Here is a 17168-nt window from a genome sequence, read left to right as displayed (position 1 = left end):
GCTAGGGAGGCATTTACGCCAGGAAAAAGTCGATTTGCTTAACTTCGCCATTTTTGATTTGGAAGTTTTTGCCTATGATCAATTCAGGCGGACCACCATCAAGTTGAACGGTATCACCGATATTGGGTAGGTCCACAGCATCGATATTCTGCGTCGCTGCTTTGAATTTATTGGATTTGGATGTAAACGTGCATTTTCTAGTAGCCATGGCATGCCTCACTATTTCTCGATTACTGAAGGGCCTCCAGGGTGACTGCACCTCTTGCGGCTGAGGTTGCCCGGTGGTGGCGTTCAATCTAGGGGCGACGGGTACATCGCTGATACTGTCAGAATTCACAGTGACGACGAACGGTCCCTGTATACGAGTCATCCGTACACAGGGGCGCTGTGGCTACATCAAGGCAGCGGGTTATTTGGCTTGTAGTCCTTAAGCAACAGATACGTACTCCACCCCCACCAATCATTGGTCCACTGCTTGTCATTCAAGTTGTTGACGTCCTTGCGCCGCAACACCTTGTCGCCCTCGGCCTTGAACAGCGGCGAAAAGTTATTCGCTGGATTGTTCGCCGCGTTCAAGTCCGGCACATGCAGTGGTGCCTTGAATGTGGCCGGGGAGGGCGCGATACCGCTGATGTACGCGTCGAAGATCTCATCGGCCGAAGCCTGTACCGCACGCTTGACCTGGGTGCGGTTGGCGGCGTCATTGCTATCGAAATAGCGTTTGTCGCCATAGGCATGCCACTCATCGCCCAGGGCATTGCGCACATTGAGCCCGAACTTGCTGTCTTCATCGTGCATAAAGCGGCTGATCAACGACCCCAGTTCACCCGGTGTCACCACGGCCGCCAGTTGTTTGCGTGGGACGCGCAGGTGCCCTGCGGAAAACAGGTCGGTCAAGAAGTGATCAGCAAAGCTGTTCATGGCGTAAGCCAGTTCCAATTGCTGGCCGCTGCCGCTTTGGTGAGCCACCACCGCTTGTTGCAGGGCGGCAGAATGCCCGGCCAGGTAGGCAGACAGCGCCCACTCGCCGAAATGGTCGGCATTATCGGCCGCCAGCTTCAAGTAGCGCCCCAGGGGAACCATGGCTGAAACCACGCTGCCGCCGCCGGTGATACGGTTCCACTCTTCAGACAACGTATCTCCTAGTGCGTCGTAGGCCTCATGGGGTTGCTTGCCATCCTGAATGGCCTGCTTCACTGCGTTGATCTCTTTTTGCATGACCGCGAGGATTTTGCCCGCTTCCTCCCGTGACGCCGGCAAAGTCGCCAGCGAGTTAAACGCGGCGGTGAAGCGCTGCACACGCTCGGTGGGTGACGCACCGTCACTGATGGGCTGGCCGGGAATTCCGTAGAAGTCACCGCCCAGGGAGATGATCTGACCATAGGTCAGGGCCAGGCCGTTGGGTAGGTGAAGCTTGACTTGCGCGCCCGGAATAGAGGGCGCGCCCTGCACGAAGCGCAGCTGGGTGTCATCGCCAATGGCGGTGTGCTCGCCGCCTTCAAAGCGCAGGGAGGGGAGGGTTTTGCGGGTAATGACCGATTCAAGTTCTGACATGTTAGCTCCTTGCTATGTCGTAGGAATCTTCCTTAATAACTGTATGCATATACAGTCATTGCGAGAATAGAGGAATAATTCCCTACGTCAAGGCGCTCGCTACTAATGACCTCGAAATACCGGCAAGCCGACAAAAGAAGGTTGACGAACATTTTTATAGTTGTACGATGACGTACGACATCAATAATAACGTTCCAGTCTTCGTCTTTGCCCAGGGTGTTCAAATAATGAATCCACAAGAACTGAAGTCCATCCTCTCCCACGGTCTGCTGTCTTTCCCGGTCACCGATTTCAATGCCCAGGGTGAGTTCCACCCGGCGGGCTATATCAAGCGCCTGGAGTGGCTGGCCCCGTATGGCGCCTCTGCGTTGTTTGCGGCGGGCGGCACCGGTGAGTTTTTCTCCCTGGCAGCCAGTGAATACGCCCAAGTGGTGAAAACCGCCGTTGATACCTGCGCCACCAGCGTGCCGATCCTCGCCGGTGTCGGCGGCTCCACCCGCCAGGCCATCGAGTACGCCCAGGAAGCCGAGCGCCTGGGAGCCAAGGGCCTGCTGCTGTTGCCGCACTACCTGACCGAAGCCAGCCAGGACGGCGTCGCCGCCCATGTCGAGGCAGTGTGCAAGTCGGTAAAAATCGGTGTGGTGGTCTACAACCGCAACGTCTGCCGCCTGACCGCGCCGCTGCTGGAGCGCCTGGCCGAACGTTGCCCGAACCTGATCGGCTACAAGGATGGCCTGGGTGATATCGAGCTGATGGTGTCGATCCGCCGTCGTCTCGGTGATCGTTTCAGCTACCTGGGCGGCTTGCCGACTGCAGAGGTTTACGCCGCTGCCTACAAGGCCCTGGGCGTGCCGGTGTACTCCTCGGCAGTCTTCAACTTTATTCCCAAGACCGCGATGGACTTCTACCATGCGATTGCCCGGGAAGATCACGCCACCGTCAACAAGATCATCGACGACTTCTTCCTGCCTTACCTGGACCTGCGTAACCGCAAGGCCGGCTATGCCGTGAGCATCGTCAAGGCGGGCGCAAAAATCGCCGGCTATGACGCAGGCCCGGTACGTACCCCGCTGACCGATCTGCTGCCAGAAGAATACGAAGCCCTGGCCGCGCTGATCGACAAGCAAGGTGCGCAGTAACCCATTAATAAAGCCGCTGAGTGATCAGCGGCTTTTTGCGTAAGGAGAAGAGGCGTGTCCCAAGCCAAGCGTTTTGACAACTACATCGGCGGCCAATGGGTGGCCGGTGCGGACTACTCAAGCAATATCAACCCGTCGGATCTGTCGGATGTCATCGGCGATTTCGCCACGGCCGACCTGGCCCAGGTCAACGCCGCCATCGACGCAGCCCGCGCAGCGTTCCCGGCGTGGTCGACCTCCGGCATCCAGGCCCGGCATGACGCCCTGGATAAAGTCGGCAGCGAGATCCTCGCCCGCCGTGAAGAACTCGGTACGCTGCTGGCCCGCGAAGAGGGCAAGACCCTTCCGGAAGCCATCGGCGAAGTGACCCGTGCCGGTAATATCTTCAAGTTTTTTGCCGGCGAGTGCCTGCGCCTGTCCGGTGATTACCTGCCGTCGGTGCGCCCTGGGGTCAATGTCGAAGTCACCCGCGAAGCCTTGGGCGTGGTGGGCCTGATCACCCCGTGGAACTTCCCGATTGCCATCCCCGCCTGGAAAATCGCCCCGGCCCTGGCCTACGGCAACTGCGTGGTGCTCAAGCCGGCAGACCTGGTGCCCGGCTGTGCCTGGGCCCTGGCCGAAATCATCTCCCGCGCCGGCTTCCCCAGTGGCGTGTTCAACCTGGTGATGGGCAGCGGCCGCGTCGTCGGCGATGCGCTGGTCAACAGCCCGCAGGTCGATGGCATCAGCTTTACCGGCTCCGTGGGCGTGGGCCGACAGATCGCAGTCAGTTGCGTGTCGCGCCAGGCCAAGGTGCAGTTGGAAATGGGCGGCAAAAACCCGCAGATCATTCTCGACGATGCCGACCTCAAGCAGGCCGTCGAGTTGTCGGTGCAGAGCGCGTTCTACTCCACTGGCCAGCGTTGCACGGCGTCCAGCCGCTTTATCGTCACGGCGGGGATCCACGACCGGTTCGTCGCGGCCATGGCCGAGCGCATGCAGTCGATCAAGGTCGGCCATGCCCTGCACGCCGGCACCGATATCGGACCGGTGGTGTCCCAGGCCCAACTGGACCAGGACCTGAAATACATCGACATCGGCCAGGGCGAGGGTGCGCGGCTGGTCAGCGGTGGTGGTTTGGTGACGTGTGACACCGAAGGTTACTTCCTGGCGCCGACTCTGTTCGCCGACAGCCAGGCCGCCATGCGCATCAGCCGTGAAGAAATCTTCGGCCCGGTGGCCAATGTCGTGCGCGTGGCGGACTACGAAGCGGCACTGGCCATGGCCAACGACACCGAGTTCGGTTTGTCGGCAGGCATTGCCACCACCTCGCTCAAGTATGCCAACCACTTCAAGCGCCACTCCCAGGCCGGGATGGTGATGGTCAACCTGCCGACGGCGGGTGTGGATTATCACGTTCCCTTTGGTGGGCGTAAGGGCTCATCCTACGGTTCGCGTGAGCAAGGTCGCTATGCGCAAGAGTTCTACACCGTGGTGAAAACCAGCTACATCGGCTCGTAAACGCAATACGTGTGGGAGCCGGCAATCCAGCTCCCACAAAAAAGCAGTGCGCAGCACCAAAACCATTACCCGCAAAAAAAATAATTAGTGGGAGTACATCTACATGCAAGCGACCAAGCCGACGCACGTCCGTTATTTGATCTTGCTCATGCTGTTCCTGGTGACCACGATCAACTACGCCGACCGCGCCACCATCGCCATCGCAGGTTCCAGCCTGCAAAAAGACCTCGGCATCGACGCGGTCACCCTCGGTTATATCTTCTCTGCGTTCGGTTGGGCCTATGTGGCCGGGCAAATCCCCGGCGGCTGGCTGCTCGACCGTTTCGGCTCGAAAAAAGTCTATGCCCTGAGCATCTTCACCTGGTCGCTGTTCACCGTGCTGCAAGGCTATGTCGGTGAGTTCGGGGTCTCCACCGCCGTGGTGGCGCTGTTTATGCTGCGATTCTTGGTGGGCCTGGCAGAGGCGCCATCCTTCCCCGGTAACGCACGGATTGTCGCGGCCTGGTTCCCCACTGCCGAACGCGGTACGGCTTCGGCGATCTTCAACTCGGCGCAGTACTTCGCCACCGTGTTGTTTGCACCGCTGATGGGCTGGATCGTCTACAGCTTCGGCTGGCAGCACGTGTTTATCGTGATGGGCGTGATCGGCATCGTGTTCTCGCTGATCTGGCTGAAAGTAATCTACAGCCCGCGCCAGCACCCGCTGATCAACGAAGCCGAGTTCAACCACATCGCTGCCAACGGGGCGATGGTCGATATGGATCAGGACAAGGCCAAGGGTAAGAAAACCGACGGGCCGAAGTGGGATTACATCCGCCAGTTGCTGACCAACCGCATGATGCTCGGGGTCTACCTGGGCCAGTACTGCATCAACGGTATTACCTACTTCTTTCTCACCTGGTTCCCCGTGTACCTGGTGCAGGACCGTGGCATGACCATCCTCAAGGCCGGTTTTATCGCCTCGTTGCCGGCGATCTGCGGTTTTATCGGCGGCGTGCTGGGCGGGGTGATTTCCGATTACCTGTTGCGCAAGGGCCACTCCCTGACCTTCGCTCGCAAGGCGCCGATCATTGCCGGTTTGTTGGTCTCCAGTAGCATCATTGCCTGCAACTACGTGGATGTGGAATGGATGGTGGTCGGCTTTATGGCCCTGGCCTTCTTCGGCAAAGGCGTTGGCGCACTGGGTTGGGCGGTGGTGTCTGACACCTCGCCGAAACAAATCGCCGGCCTCAGCGGCGGCTTGTTCAACACCTTCGGCAACCTGGCTTCCATCACCACGCCCATCGTGATTGGCTACATCATCAGCACTACCGGTTCGTTCAAGTGGGCCCTGGTGTTCGTCGGCGCCAATGCGCTGGTGGCGGTATTCAGCTACCTGGTGATCGTCGGCCCGATCAAGCGCGTGGTGCTCAACGAGCCACCGAGCAAAGGCCCCGAGTTGACTAACCTTTCCCAAGCGCAATCCTGAAGGGGCCGTGTGATGCAGTTGATTGAACATGCCGACTCGCCGCGCTCCATTCGTCTGCACGAGCGCGACAACGTAGTAATCGTGGTCAATGACCAGGGCGTGCCGGCGGGCACCGAGTTCCCGGACGGCCTGGTGACCGTGGAGTTCATCCCCCAGAGCCACAAGGTGACCCTGGAAGATATCCCGCAAGGTGGTCAGATCATTCGCTATGGCCAAACCATCGGTTACGCCTTGCAGCCGATACCGCGCGGCAGTTGGGTCCAGGAAGATCAACTGCGCATGCCTACCGCACCGCCGCTGGACAGCCTGCCGCTGTCCACCGAGGTCCCCGAGGCCCAGGCGCCATTGGAAGGCTTTACTTTCGAAGGCTATCGCAATGCCGACGGCACCGTCGGTACGCGCAATATCCTTGGCATCACCACCACTGTGCAGTGCGTGACCGGCGTGCTGGACCATGCGGTCAAGCGCATCAAGGACGAGTTGCTGCCCAAGTACCCGAATGTCGATGACGTAGTGGCACTGACCCACAGCTACGGCTGTGGCGTGGCCATTACCGCCACCGACGCCTATATCCCGATCCGCACTGTGCGCAACCTGGCGCGCAACCCGAACCTGGGGGGCGAAGCGCTGGTGATCAGCCTGGGCTGCGAGAAATTGCAGGCCGGGCAAGTGATGCACGACAACGACAGCTCGGTTGACCTCAGCGAGCCGTGGCTGTACCGCCTGCAGGACGCCAGCCACGGCTTCAGTGAAATGATCGAGCAGATCATGGCGCTGGCCGAAGTCCGCCTGAAGAAACTCGACCTGCGCCGGCGGGAGACCGTACCGGCCTCGGAGCTGATCCTCGGCATGCAATGCGGCGGCAGCGACGCGTTTTCCGGGATCACCGCCAACCCGGCGCTGGGTTACGCCTCGGACTTATTGCTGCGGGCCGGGGCGACGGTGATGTTTTCCGAAGTCACTGAAGTGCGCGATGCCATTTACCTGCTGACCTCCCGTGCCGAGAGCCAAGACGTTGCCCGGGAACTGGTACGGGAAATGGACTGGTACGACCGCTACTTGGCCAAGGGCGAGGCCGACCGCAGCGCCAACACCACGCCGGGCAACAAGAAGGGCGGGTTGTCGAACATTGTCGAAAAATCCCTGGGCTCCATCGTCAAATCCGGCAGCAGCGCGATCAATGGTGTACTGGGGCCGGGCGAGCGCTTCAAGGGCAAAGGCCTGATCTTTTGCGCGACACCGGCCAGCGATTTTGTCTGCGGCACCTTGCAACTGGCGGCGGGGATGAACCTGCACGTCTTCACCACCGGTCGCGGCACGCCTTACGGGCTGGCGATGGCGCCGGTGGTGAAGGTCTCGACCCGCACGGAACTGGCCCAGCGCTGGCCAGACCTGATCGATATCGACGCCGGACGCATCGCCACCGGCCGTGCGACCATCGAGGAGCTGGGCTGGGAGTTGTTCCACTTCTACCTGGATGTAGCCAGTGGCAAGAAGCAGACCTGGGCCGAGCGGCATAAATTGCACAATGACATTACGTTGTTCAATCCGGCGCCGATCACCTGAGACCGTGTCGCATCATCGCGGGCTTGCTCGCGATGGCGACCTGCCGGGCGCAATGGTGCTGGATGTTTTATGATTAGCCACCTACTGACCCTCACCAAGGTTCTCCCTGGCATGCTGGCTATCTTCCTGCAAACCCTGACCATCACCGCGCCGGTGTTTGCCATGCTGTTCCTGGGCGTCCTGCTCAAGCGCATCAACTGGATCAACGACGACTTTATCCACACTGCGTCGGCCTTGGTGTTTAACGTCACCATGCCGGCGTTGCTGTTTCTGGGGATTCTGCACGCCGACCTGCATTCGGCGCTCAAGCCAGAACTGCTGATTTATTTCTCGGTTGCGACGTTGGTCGGCTTCGCCCTGGCCTGGGGGTGGGCGATTTTCCGTTGCCCGCGTGAGGACCGGGGTATTTATGCCCAAGGTGCATTTCGTGGTAACAACGGGGTGATCGGCCTGGCACTGGCGGCCAGTATGTACGGCGACTACGGGATTTCCCTTGGCGCGATCCTCGCCGCCCTGGTGATCCTGTTCTACAACACCCTGTCGACCATCGTGCTGGCGGTCTACAGTCCGGTGATCAAGTCCGATCCGTGGAGCATCTGCAAAAGCGTGTTGGCCAATCCATTGATTATCAGCGTGATTGCGGCCACACCCTTCGCGTATTTCCAGATTGGCTTGCCCGGCTGGCTGGAAAAGTCCGGGCAATACCTGGCAGATACCACATTGCCATTGGCGTTGATCTGTATCGGCGGCACGTTGTCCATGGCGGCCCTGCGGAAAAGCGGCAGCATTGCTCTGAGCGCCAGCCTGATGAAGATGATCTGGCTGCCCCTGGTGGCGACTGCCGGCGCGTGGCTGTACGGGTTCCGCGGGCCGGAACTGGGGATCCTGTTTTTGTATTTCGGCGCGCCGACGGCCGCCGCCAGTTTTGTCATGGCTCGCGCGGCCCAGGGCAACCACGAGTTGGCGGCAGCGATCATTGTGATCACCACCTTGATGGCGGCGGTGACCACTAATATCGGGATCTTCGTGTTGCAGGCGGGTGGCTGGATCTGAAATGTTCTGGTGAAGGTGAGCACAATCAAAATTGTGGGAGCGGGCTTGCCCGCGATAGCGATCTAACAGTCACTGCGGGCCTGACTGATACGCCTCAATCACTTCCTGCGCCGCCCGAAACGCATCAATCGCCGCCGGCACGCCGGCATACACCGCGCAATGCAGCAGCGCCTCGCGAATTTCTTCAACAGTACAGCCATTATTCAGTGCGCCGCGCACATGGCCCTTGAGTTCCTGCGGGCACTTCAAGGCGGTCAATGCCGCGAGTGTAATCAGGCTGCGGGTCTTCAGTGGCAGGCCTTCACGGTTCCACACCCCGCCCCAGGCATGTTCGTTGACGAAGTCCTGCAGTGGCTGGGTGAATTCGGTGGCATTGCCCAGCGCGCGGTCGACAAACACATCACCCATGACCTGGCGACGCATTTGCTCGCCGGATTTCGGTTGATCGGTCATTGCGATTCCCTCTTGTGGTGTTGGCGGCGCCAGGCTCGCAGCGAGGTGAACAACAGGAAAGCCACCAGCGCTGGCAGGACGTAGTACAGCATCAGTTGTTCGAGTTTATTGGCCAGCGGCATGCCGGTGGTGAACGACAGCACATGCAGCCCATACGCCAGATACAACCCCAGCAGCAGCAAGCCTTCGGCGCGGGTAATGCGGTAGCCGGTGTAAAACACCGGCAAGCACAACACCACGACGCCGAGCATTACCGGCAGGTCGAAATCCAGGGCATTGGGCGATACCGACAAGGGCGACGGCGCCACCAGCGCGGTAAAGCCCAGTACCCCCAACAGGTTGAACAGGTTGCTGCCGATCACGTTGCCCACCGCAATCTCCCGCTCGCCGCGTACGGCGGCGATCAGGGATGTGGCGAGGCACGGCAGGGAGGTACTGACGGCAACAATGGTCAGGCCGATCACCCGCTCGGACAGGCCCAGGTCGCCGGCCACTTCCACAGCCGCCCCCAGCACCAGATGCCCGGCGAACACCAGCAGCACGAGCCCACCGATCATCCACAGCAAACTGCTCAGCCACGGCGCCTGCACCACGGTGTCGCGGGTCCGTGGGCGGCGCGAATGGCGGGTCTGGTACAGCAACAGGGCTAGGTAGGCGAGTAGGGCGACCAGCAAGGTCAGGCCGTCAAGCGGGGTCAGGGCTTCATCGCTGGCGAGAATAAACAGCAGCAGACTGGCGCCGATCATCACCGGGATATCCAGGCGCACCAGTTGGCGCGACACGCGCAAGGGAATGATCAGCGCCGACAGGCCCAGGGTGACGAGGATATTGAAGATGCTGCTGCCGATCACACTGCCCACGGCAATATCGGTATTGCCGGCCAGGGTGGCCTGCAGGCTGACGGCGATTTGCGGCGCGCTGCTGCCAAAGGCCACGATGCTCAAGCCAATGATCAGCGGCCTGACCTTGAGGCTGGCGGCCAGGCGCACGGCGGCGCGTACCAGCATTTCGGCGCCGGCAATCAGCAGCAGCAGGCCGCTGATCAGTTCAATCAGGCTGATGGGCGAGAGGGCGCTTAATCCGAAAATGGTCAGGGCTCCGACAGTCAGTTGCTCAGGGCTTGTACGCGCACGCGCGCGATTCCGCTGCGCAGCATACCCAACTGCTCGGCGGCCTGGCGTGAAAGATCAATCAGTCGGCCACGAATGTGTGGGCCGCGATCATTGATGCGTACCACCACGGATCTATCGTTGGACAGGTTGGTGACCTGCACCCGCGTGCCGAATGGCAGGCGTCGGTGGGCAGCGGTCATTGCGTGTTGGTTGAAGGGTTCACCGCTGGCGGTTTTCTTGCCGTGGTGCTTGGCGCCGTAGTAGGACGCGGTGCCGGTTTCGTCGTAACCGTTGGGGTCGATCAGGCCACTGGCGCAGCCGGTGAGCAGGGAGAACAGGGCGCAGAGGCCGAGTAGACGCTTCATTATCAAAATATCCCCATTACAAATGTGGGAGCGGCGGTGCGACGCTTCGAGTCGTCGCACCGCCGCTCCCACATGGGGTCCGAGTCGCAAGTAAAATCCCGCTCGGACCATTCATTGCTGTCAGCCTTCGAGCTTGCTCTTGAGCAATTCGTTCACCTGTTGCGGGTTGGCCTTGCCTTTGGAGGCTTTCATCGCCTGGCCCACAAAGAAGCCGAACATCTTGCCGCGCTTGGCTTCATCCGCCGCACGGTATTGCTCGACCTGCTCGGCGTTGGCCGCCAGCATTTCATCCAGCACGGCCGAGATGGCGCCGCTGTCGGTGACTTGCTTGAGGCCGCGCTTCTCGATGATCTCGTCGGCGTTGCCTTCACCGCTGGCCATGGCCTCGAATACGGTCTTGGCGATTTTGCCGGAGATGGTGTTGTCCTTGATGCGCAGCAACATGCCGCCCAGTTGTTCGGCCGAGACCGGGGCTTCGTCGATTTCCAGGCCCTGTTTGTTCAACAGGCTGCCCAGTTCGACCATGACCCAGTTGGCGGCCAGCTTGGCGTCACCGGCAATGCTCACGACTTTTTCGAAGTAGTCGGCTTGCTCGCGGCTCGAAGCCAGCACGCTGGCGTCATACACCGACAGACCGAACTGCGCCTGGAAACGCTCGCGTTTTTGCGGTGGCAATTCCGGCAGGGTGGCGCGCACGTCATTGAGGAACGAATCCTCGAGCACCACTGGCAACAGGTCCGGATCGGGGAAGTAACGGTAGTCGTTGGCTTCCTCTTTGCTGCGCATGGCACGGGTTTCGTCTTTGTTCGGGTCGTACAGGCGGGTCTGCTGGATCACTTTGCCGCCGTCTTCGATCAGCTCGATCTGGCGACGGACTTCGGTGTTGATCGCCTTCTCGATGAAACGGAACGAGTTGACGTTCTTGATCTCGCAGCGGGTGCCGTACTCGACCTGGCCTTTTGGCCGCACCGACACGTTGCAGTCGCAACGCAGGGAGCCTTCGGCCATGTTGCCGTCGCAGATGCCCAGGTAGCGCACCAGCGCGTGGATGGTCTTGACGTAGGCCACGGCTTCCTTGGCACTGCGCATGTCCGGCTCGGACACGATCTCCAGCAGCGGCGTGCCGGCGCGGTTCAGGTCGATGCCGGTGGCGCCATTGAATTCTTCATGCAGGCTCTTGCCGGCATCTTCTTCCAGGTGCGCACGGGTCACGCCGACGCGTTTGATCGTGCCGTCTTCCAGAGGGATATCCAGGTAGCCCTTGCCGACGATCGGCAATTCCATCTGGCTGATCTGGTAGCCCTTGGGCAGGTCCGGGTAGAAGTAGTTCTTGCGCGCAAACACGTTGTGCTGGCCGATCTCGGCGTCAATCGCCAGGCCGAACATCACCGCCATGCGCACGGCTTCCTGGTTCAGTACTGGCAGTACGCCAGGCATGCCCAGGTCTACCAGGCTGGCCTGGGTGTTGGGCTCGGAGCCGAACGTGGTGGCGCTACCGGAGAAAATCTTCGATTGGGTGGCGAGCTGGGTATGAATCTCCAGCCCGATCACAACTTCCCATTGCATAGTGTTCTCCTCAGAAGCCGGTTGGGGTGCGAGTGTGCCAGTCAGTGTGCAACTGGTACTGGTGCGCCACATTGAGCAAGCGGCTTTCCTGGAAATACGGGGCGAGTAGTTGCACGCCCACTGGCAAACCGTCGACAAAGCCTGCAGGCATGGACAAGCCCGGCAGGCCGGCGAGGTTGGCGGTGATGGTGTACAGGTCTTCCAGGTATTCGGCGATCGGGTCGCCGGTCTTGGCGCCGATCTTCCAGGCCGGGTTTGGCGTGGTTGGGCCGAGGATCACGTCGACTTCATTAAAGGCTGCCATGAAGTCGTTCTTGATCAGGCGACGGATCTTTTGCGCCTTGAGGTAGTACGCGTCGTAGTAACCGGCCGACAGGGCGTAGGCACCGACCATGATCCGGCGTTGTACTTCCACGCCGAAACCTTCGCCACGGGAGCGCTTGTACAGGTCGGTGAGGTCTTTCGGGTCTTCACAGCGGTAGCCGAAACGCACGCCGTCGAAGCGCGACAGGTTCGACGAGGCCTCTGCCGGGGCGATCACGTAGTACGCCGGAATTGCGTGCTGGTTGTTCGGCAGGCTGATTTCCTTGATCACCGCGCCGAGCTTTTCCAGCTCCTTGACGCTGTTGTGCACCAGCTCGGCGATACGCGGGTCGAGGCCGGCGCTGAAATACTCTTTCGGCACGCCGATGCGCAGGCCTTGGATCGAGGTATTGAGGCTGGCGCTGTAGTCCGGCACCGGCTCATCAATACTGGTGGAGTCCTTCGCATCGAACCCGGCCATGCCTTGTAACAATATTGCGCAGTCTTCGGCAGTGCGAGCCAAAGGGCCGCCCTGGTCGAGGCTGGACGCGTAGGCAATCATGCCCCAGCGGGAAACACGACCGTAGGTCGGTTTCAGGCCGGTGAGGTTGGTGAACGCGGCAGGCTGGCGGATCGAGCCGCCGGTATCGGTGGCAGTGGCGGCCGGAAGCAGGCGGGCGGCCACGGCTGCAGCCGAACCACCGGACGAACCGCCGGGCACGTGCTCCAGGTTCCACGGGTTTTTCACCGCGCCGTAGTAGCTCGATTCGTTGGCCGAGCCCATGGCGAATTCGTCCATGTTGGTCTTGCCCAGGGTCACGGCCCCGGCTTCGGCCAGCTTGGCGACCACGGTCGCATCGTAGGGCGCCTTGAAGTTGTCGAGCATCTTCGAGCCGCAGCTGGTGCGGATGCCCTGGGTGCAGAACAGGTCCTTGTGACCGATTGGCGCACCCAGCAGCGCGCCGCCTTCACCGTTGGCGCGACGGGCGTCAGCGGCCTTGGCCTGGCTAAGGGCCAGATCTTCGGTGAGGCTGATGAAGCTGTTGACCTTCGGATCCAGCGCGGCGATACGCGCCAGCAGGGCCTTGGTCAGCTCTTCGGAAGAAAACTTTTTGTCGGCGAGACCGCGGGCGATCTCGGCCAGAGTCAATTGATGCATTGCAGGCTCTTTCCCTTTAGTCGATGACTTTCGGAACCAGGTACAGGCCGTTTTCGACCGCTGGTGCGATGGACTGGTAGGCCTCGCGATTATTGCGTTCGGTCACGACGTCTGCGCGCAGGCGCTGGCTGGCTTCCAGTGGGTGGGCCAGGGGGTCGATGCCATCGGTATTCACCGCTTGCATCTGGTCGACCAGCCCGAGAATGCTGTTCAGGGCTGCGGTGGTCTGTGGAAGATCGGCTTCATTGAGGCCCAGGCAGGCCAAATGAGCGATTTTTTCCACGTCGGAGCGTTCAAGCGCCATGGGATTCTCCAGTGGAAAACAGAACGGAAGCTATCCGTGTGTTAGATTGTCGGAACACTACCGCATTTCTACGGTCATAAGGCCGCGATTGTGGGGTTAGGTGCACAGAAAGTCGGCCAATTTAGCACATTGGCGCCTTGCCCAAAATCCCTGTCGTTGTTAGAGTTTGCCGCACTTTTTTACCCACGCGTTGCCTAGGGTCCCTTTCCCATGTTCAAGAAACTGCGTGGCATGTTTTCCAGCGATCTTTCCATCGACCTGGGCACTGCCAACACCCTTATTTACGTGCGCGAGCGCGGTATCGTCCTGAATGAGCCATCGGTTGTGGCCATTCGGACCCATGGTAATCAGAAAAGTGTCGTTGCCGTGGGCACCGAGGCCAAGCGCATGCTCGGCCGTACACCTGGCAACATTGCCGCCATTCGTCCGATGAAAGACGGCGTGATCGCCGACTTCAGTGTCTGCGAGAAGATGCTGCAGTACTTCATCAACAAGGTTCATGAAAACAGTTTCCTGCAGCCCAGCCCTCGTGTGCTGATCTGCGTACCGTGCAAATCCACCCAGGTGGAGCGTCGTGCCATCCGTGAATCGGCCCTTGGTGCCGGTGCCCGCGAAGTGTTCCTGATCGAAGAGCCAATGGCCGCTGCCATCGGTGCCGGCCTGCCGGTTGAAGAAGCGCGCGGTTCGATGGTGGTGGATATCGGTGGCGGTACCACTGAAATCGCCCTGATCTCCCTCAATGGCGTGGTGTATGCCGAATCCGTACGGGTTGGCGGCGACCGCTTCGACGAAGCGATCATCACGTATGTGCGTCGTAACTACGGCAGCCTGATCGGCGAATCCACCGCCGAGCGCATCAAGCAGGAAATCGGTACCGCCTACCCGGGTGGCGAAGTGCGCGAAGTCGATGTTCGCGGTCGCAACCTGGCTGAGGGCGTGCCACGTGCCTTTACCCTGAACTCCAATGAAGTGCTGGAAGCTCTGCAAGAGTCCCTGGCCACCATCGTTCAGGCGGTCAAGAGCGCGCTGGAGCAGTCGCCGCCGGAACTGGCTTCCGATATCGCCGAGCGTGGCCTGGTGCTGACCGGTGGTGGCGCCTTGCTGCGTGACCTCGACAAGCTGCTGGCCCAGGAAACCGGCCTGCCGGTGATCGTCGCCGAAGACCCGCTGACCTGCGTTGCCCGTGGCGGTGGTCGTGCACTGGAAATGATGGATAAACACACCATGGACCTGCTCTCCAGCGAATAAGATCGTTGGTTGCACCATGTTTCATCAACAGGCAGCACTTTGCAGTGCTGCCTGTTGGCGTTTATCTTCTTCAATCTGCATCCAGGCCGGTTTGATGCCGTATGAATAAAGAGAATATCTGCCCGGGAGTAGCGGCCTATTAAACCGCTCTTCACTAAAGGCCCCTCATTGGGCGTGCGCTTGTTGGTGCTGGTCGTGCTATCGGTCGCGCTGATGGTGGTCGATGCCCGCTTCACACTGCTCAAGCCAGTGCGTAGCCAGATGTCGCTGGTATTGATGCAGTCCTACTGGATCACCGACCTGCCGCAACGGCTATGGCAAGGTGTGGCCAGCCAGTTTGGCAGCCGCACAGAACTGGTGGCCGAGAACGAAAAGCTCAAGACCGAAAACCTGCTGCTGCAGGGGCGCATGCAAAAGCTTGCGGCCCTGACCGAGCAGAACGTCCGGCTGCGCGAGTTGCTCAATTCTTCCGCGTTGGTCAACGAAAAGGTCGAAGTGGCCGAGTTGATCGGCATGGACCCCAACCCCTTCACCCATCGCATCATCATCAACAAGGGCGAGCGCGATGGCGTGGTCCTTGGCCAGCCGGTGCTCGATGCCCGTGGCCTGATGGGCCAGGTGGTGGAGTTGATGCCCTATACCTCCCGCGTGCTGCTGCTCACCGACACCACCCACAGCATTCCGGTGCAGGTCAATCGCAATGGCCTGCGGGCGATTGCCAGCGGTACCGGCAACCCGGAACGCCTGGAATTGCGGCATGTGGCCGACACCGCTGACATCAAGGAAGGCGACCTGCTGGTCAGCTCCGGCCTCGGCCAGCGATTCCCGGCGGGCTATCCGGTGGCGACGGTCAAGGAAGTGATCCACGATTCCGGCCAGCCATTCGCGATTGTCCGTGCCGTGCCGACAGCCGCGCTGAACCGTAGCCGCTACCTGTTGCTGGTGTTCAGTGACACGCGCACGCCGGAAGAGCGCGCCAACGAGGCTGCCCAGGCCCAGGAAGCGCAGGACCGGCAGGACGGCACCGCAACCGTACCCAAGCCTGCGACACCGGCAGCGCCAGTGGCGACACCGGCTGCACCCGCCGCGCCCGCTTCGGCAACACCTGCCCGGCCGGTCAGGCCTGCGGCGTCCACGCCTGCTGCTGCACCTGCGCCGGCAACCACTCGACAGGGGGCGCAATAATGGCCGGTACACATTCACGCAATGGCTGGATGGTCTGGTTGACCTTCGCCATCGGTATGTTGCTCAGCGTTTCGCCGATGCCGCAATTCATGGAAATCCTGCGCCCGCTGTGGCTGGCCTTGCTGCTGGCCTTCTGGGCCCTGGCCTTGCCGCACAAGGTCGGCATGGTCACCGCGATGTGCCTGGGGCTGGCTGAAGACGTGATGTATGGCACCTTGCTCGGCCAGAACGCCTTGATTCTCACGCTGATCACCTTCCTGGTGCTGTCGCTGCAGCAACGCCTGCGCATGTTTCCGATGTGGCAGCAATGCCTGGTGATCCTGGTGATCTTCGGTCTGGCCCAGTTGGTGCAACTGTGGCTTAGCGCCTTGACCGGTAACCGCCAGCCGACCCTCGCGCTGGTCTTGCCGGCGCTGGTCAGCGCGCTGTTGTGGCCATGGGTCAGCTTCGGTCTGCGTGGTTTGTGTCGCCGCTATAAAATCAATTGAGTGGGGCGCGAAGCTCTGCCTGGTTATCGAACCCGCAGGGAGAGTTTGCAATGCAATCGCTTTATCTGGCCTCCGGCTCTCCTCGGCGGCGTGAACTGCTGACCCAGATTGGCGTGCCGTTCACCGTGGTCAACGCCGCTATTGATGAAACACCCCTGGGCGACGAGTCGCCTGCGTCCTACGTCGAGCGCCTGGCCCGTGGCAAAGCCGCTGCAGGCCTGGCGACATTAGCCGATACCGCAAATGCCTGCGTGCTAGGGGCCGATACTGCCGTCATCCTGGATGGCCGGATCCTCGGCAAGCCCGTGGACCAGGCCGATGCCCTGGCCATGCTGCTGGCCCTTTCTGATCGTGAGCACGAAGTCCTCACCGCCATTGCGCTGCTTGATGGCCAGCGTTGCGAAACGCGCCTGGTCAGCAGTCGCGTGCGCTTTCGCCAGGTTTCCACACAAGAAGCAACGACTTACTGGCACAGCGGTGAACCCCAGGACAAGGCGGGCGGCTATGCTATCCAAGGGTTGGCGGCGGTATTTGTCGCCGGGCTCAATGGCAGCTACTCGGCAGTCGTTGGCCTGCCGGTCTGCGAAACAGCAGAACTGCTGGGCCATTTCGGCATACCCTGTTGGCAACACCTTTCCGTGCGCTGAACGCTCTACTCCAGCGCCACCTTTAAGCGATCGGCCACTATTGTGAAAACGCCTGAAC

The 17168-nt window shown here is 60.7% G+C and carries 17 protein-coding genes; 9 read left to right on the top strand and 8 right to left on the bottom strand.

The window, feature by feature from the left end; genetic code table 11:
• Positions 1-13: 13 nt before the first annotated feature.
• On the bottom strand, positions 14-208 hold the full coding sequence (locus PSH80_RS22415; protein ID WP_198799643.1) for a hypothetical protein: 195 nt from the start codon (positions 206-208) through the stop codon (positions 14-16).
• 188 nt (positions 209-396) lie between these two features.
• Entirely contained in the window at positions 397-1554 is a 1158-nt protein-coding gene (locus PSH80_RS22410) for a hypothetical protein (protein WP_057958439.1), read from the bottom strand.
• 227 nt (positions 1555-1781) lie between these two features.
• Here PSH80_RS22410 and kdgD point away from each other — a divergent pair, with 227 nt between their 5' ends.
• The 5 genes from kdgD to PSH80_RS22385 all read left to right on the top strand — a co-directional run bounded on the left by kdgD (position 1782) and on the right by PSH80_RS22385 (position 8280).
• On the top strand, positions 1782-2693 hold the full coding sequence (gene kdgD / locus PSH80_RS22405; RefSeq protein ID WP_057438078.1) for a 5-dehydro-4-deoxyglucarate dehydratase: 912 nt from the start codon (positions 1782-1784) through the stop codon (positions 2691-2693).
• A 54-nt stretch (positions 2694-2747) separates the two neighbouring features.
• Positions 2748-4193 carry an aldehyde dehydrogenase family protein gene (locus PSH80_RS22400; protein WP_057958440.1) on the top strand — a complete coding sequence of 482 codons (1446 nt, stop codon included), beginning with the start codon at positions 2748-2750 and terminating at the stop codon, positions 4191-4193.
• Positions 4194-4296: 103 nt separating this feature from the next.
• Positions 4297-5661: an MFS transporter gene (locus PSH80_RS22395; protein WP_029291889.1), complete on the top strand. Its 1365-nt coding sequence runs from the start codon at positions 4297-4299 to the stop codon at positions 5659-5661.
• 12 nt (positions 5662-5673) lie between these two features.
• The gene (gene garD, locus PSH80_RS22390; RefSeq protein WP_169989520.1) at positions 5674-7227 is read left to right on the top strand and encodes a galactarate dehydratase; all 1554 of its coding nucleotides are present in this window, start codon (positions 5674-5676) and stop codon (positions 7225-7227) included.
• A gap of 111 nt (positions 7228-7338) precedes the next feature.
• A complete protein-coding gene (locus tag PSH80_RS22385) occupies positions 7339-8280 on the top strand; it encodes an AEC family transporter (protein WP_057438376.1) in 942 nt (313 codons plus the stop codon).
• Between the two features lie 69 nt (positions 8281-8349).
• Here PSH80_RS22385 and PSH80_RS22380 read toward each other — a convergent pair whose 3' ends face one another.
• From PSH80_RS22380 to gatC, 6 genes are all read right to left on the bottom strand, one after another.
• Positions 8350-8733 carry a carboxymuconolactone decarboxylase family protein gene (locus PSH80_RS22380; RefSeq protein WP_057958446.1) on the bottom strand — a complete coding sequence of 128 codons (384 nt, stop codon included), beginning with the start codon at positions 8731-8733 and terminating at the stop codon, positions 8350-8352.
• The gene (locus PSH80_RS22375; RefSeq protein ID WP_233093235.1) at positions 8730-9740 is read right to left on the bottom strand and encodes a calcium/sodium antiporter; all 1011 of its coding nucleotides are present in this window, start codon (positions 9738-9740) and stop codon (positions 8730-8732) included. Before PSH80_RS22375 ends, PSH80_RS22380 begins: the two co-directional genes overlap by 4 nt.
• A 98-nt stretch (positions 9741-9838) precedes the next feature.
• The gene (locus PSH80_RS22370) at positions 9839-10210 is read right to left on the bottom strand and encodes a septal ring lytic transglycosylase RlpA family protein (RefSeq protein ID WP_120734144.1); all 372 of its coding nucleotides are present in this window, start codon (positions 10208-10210) and stop codon (positions 9839-9841) included.
• 120 nt (positions 10211-10330) lie between these two features.
• Positions 10331-11776: an Asp-tRNA(Asn)/Glu-tRNA(Gln) amidotransferase subunit GatB gene (gene gatB / locus PSH80_RS22365; protein WP_057438093.1), complete on the bottom strand. Its 1446-nt coding sequence runs from the start codon at positions 11774-11776 to the stop codon at positions 10331-10333.
• Positions 11777-11786: 10 nt separating this feature from the next.
• Positions 11787-13238 (bottom strand): Asp-tRNA(Asn)/Glu-tRNA(Gln) amidotransferase subunit GatA, encoded by a 1452-nt coding sequence (gatA, locus tag PSH80_RS22360; protein WP_057958449.1) that lies wholly within the window; start codon positions 13236-13238, stop codon positions 11787-11789.
• 16 nt (positions 13239-13254) lie between these two features.
• Positions 13255-13542, bottom strand: a complete 288-nt coding sequence (gene gatC, locus PSH80_RS22355) for an Asp-tRNA(Asn)/Glu-tRNA(Gln) amidotransferase subunit GatC (protein WP_057958450.1) — start codon at positions 13540-13542, stop codon at positions 13255-13257.
• Positions 13543-13752: 210 nt separating this feature from the next.
• On the opposite strand from gatC, the gene mreB reads away from it, so the two are divergent.
• The 4 genes from mreB to PSH80_RS22335 all read left to right on the top strand — a co-directional run bounded on the left by mreB (position 13753) and on the right by PSH80_RS22335 (position 17110).
• Entirely contained in the window at positions 13753-14790 is a 1038-nt protein-coding gene (gene mreB, locus PSH80_RS22350; RefSeq protein ID WP_002555108.1) for a rod shape-determining protein MreB, read from the top strand.
• A 186-nt stretch (positions 14791-14976) separates the two neighbouring features.
• Positions 14977-15975, top strand: coding sequence for a rod shape-determining protein MreC (mreC, locus tag PSH80_RS22345; RefSeq protein WP_370693751.1), 999 nt, complete (start codon positions 14977-14979; stop codon positions 15973-15975).
• Positions 15975-16463 carry a rod shape-determining protein MreD gene (gene mreD / locus PSH80_RS22340; protein WP_057438103.1) on the top strand — a complete coding sequence of 163 codons (489 nt, stop codon included), beginning with the start codon at positions 15975-15977 and terminating at the stop codon, positions 16461-16463. The genes mreC and mreD overlap by 1 nt, the downstream gene beginning before the upstream one ends.
• 50 nt (positions 16464-16513) lie before the next feature.
• Positions 16514-17110 (top strand): nucleoside triphosphate pyrophosphatase, encoded by a 597-nt coding sequence (locus PSH80_RS22335; protein ID WP_115128996.1) that lies wholly within the window; start codon positions 16514-16516, stop codon positions 17108-17110.
• Positions 17111-17168 lie beyond the last annotated feature (58 nt).

The sequence above is a fragment of the Pseudomonas sp. FP818 genome (assembly GCF_030687335.1).
In the GTDB taxonomy this organism is placed as follows: domain Bacteria; phylum Pseudomonadota; class Gammaproteobacteria; order Pseudomonadales; family Pseudomonadaceae; genus Aquipseudomonas; species Aquipseudomonas shahriarae.
This window is presented reverse-complemented; position numbering and strand designations above follow the sequence as displayed.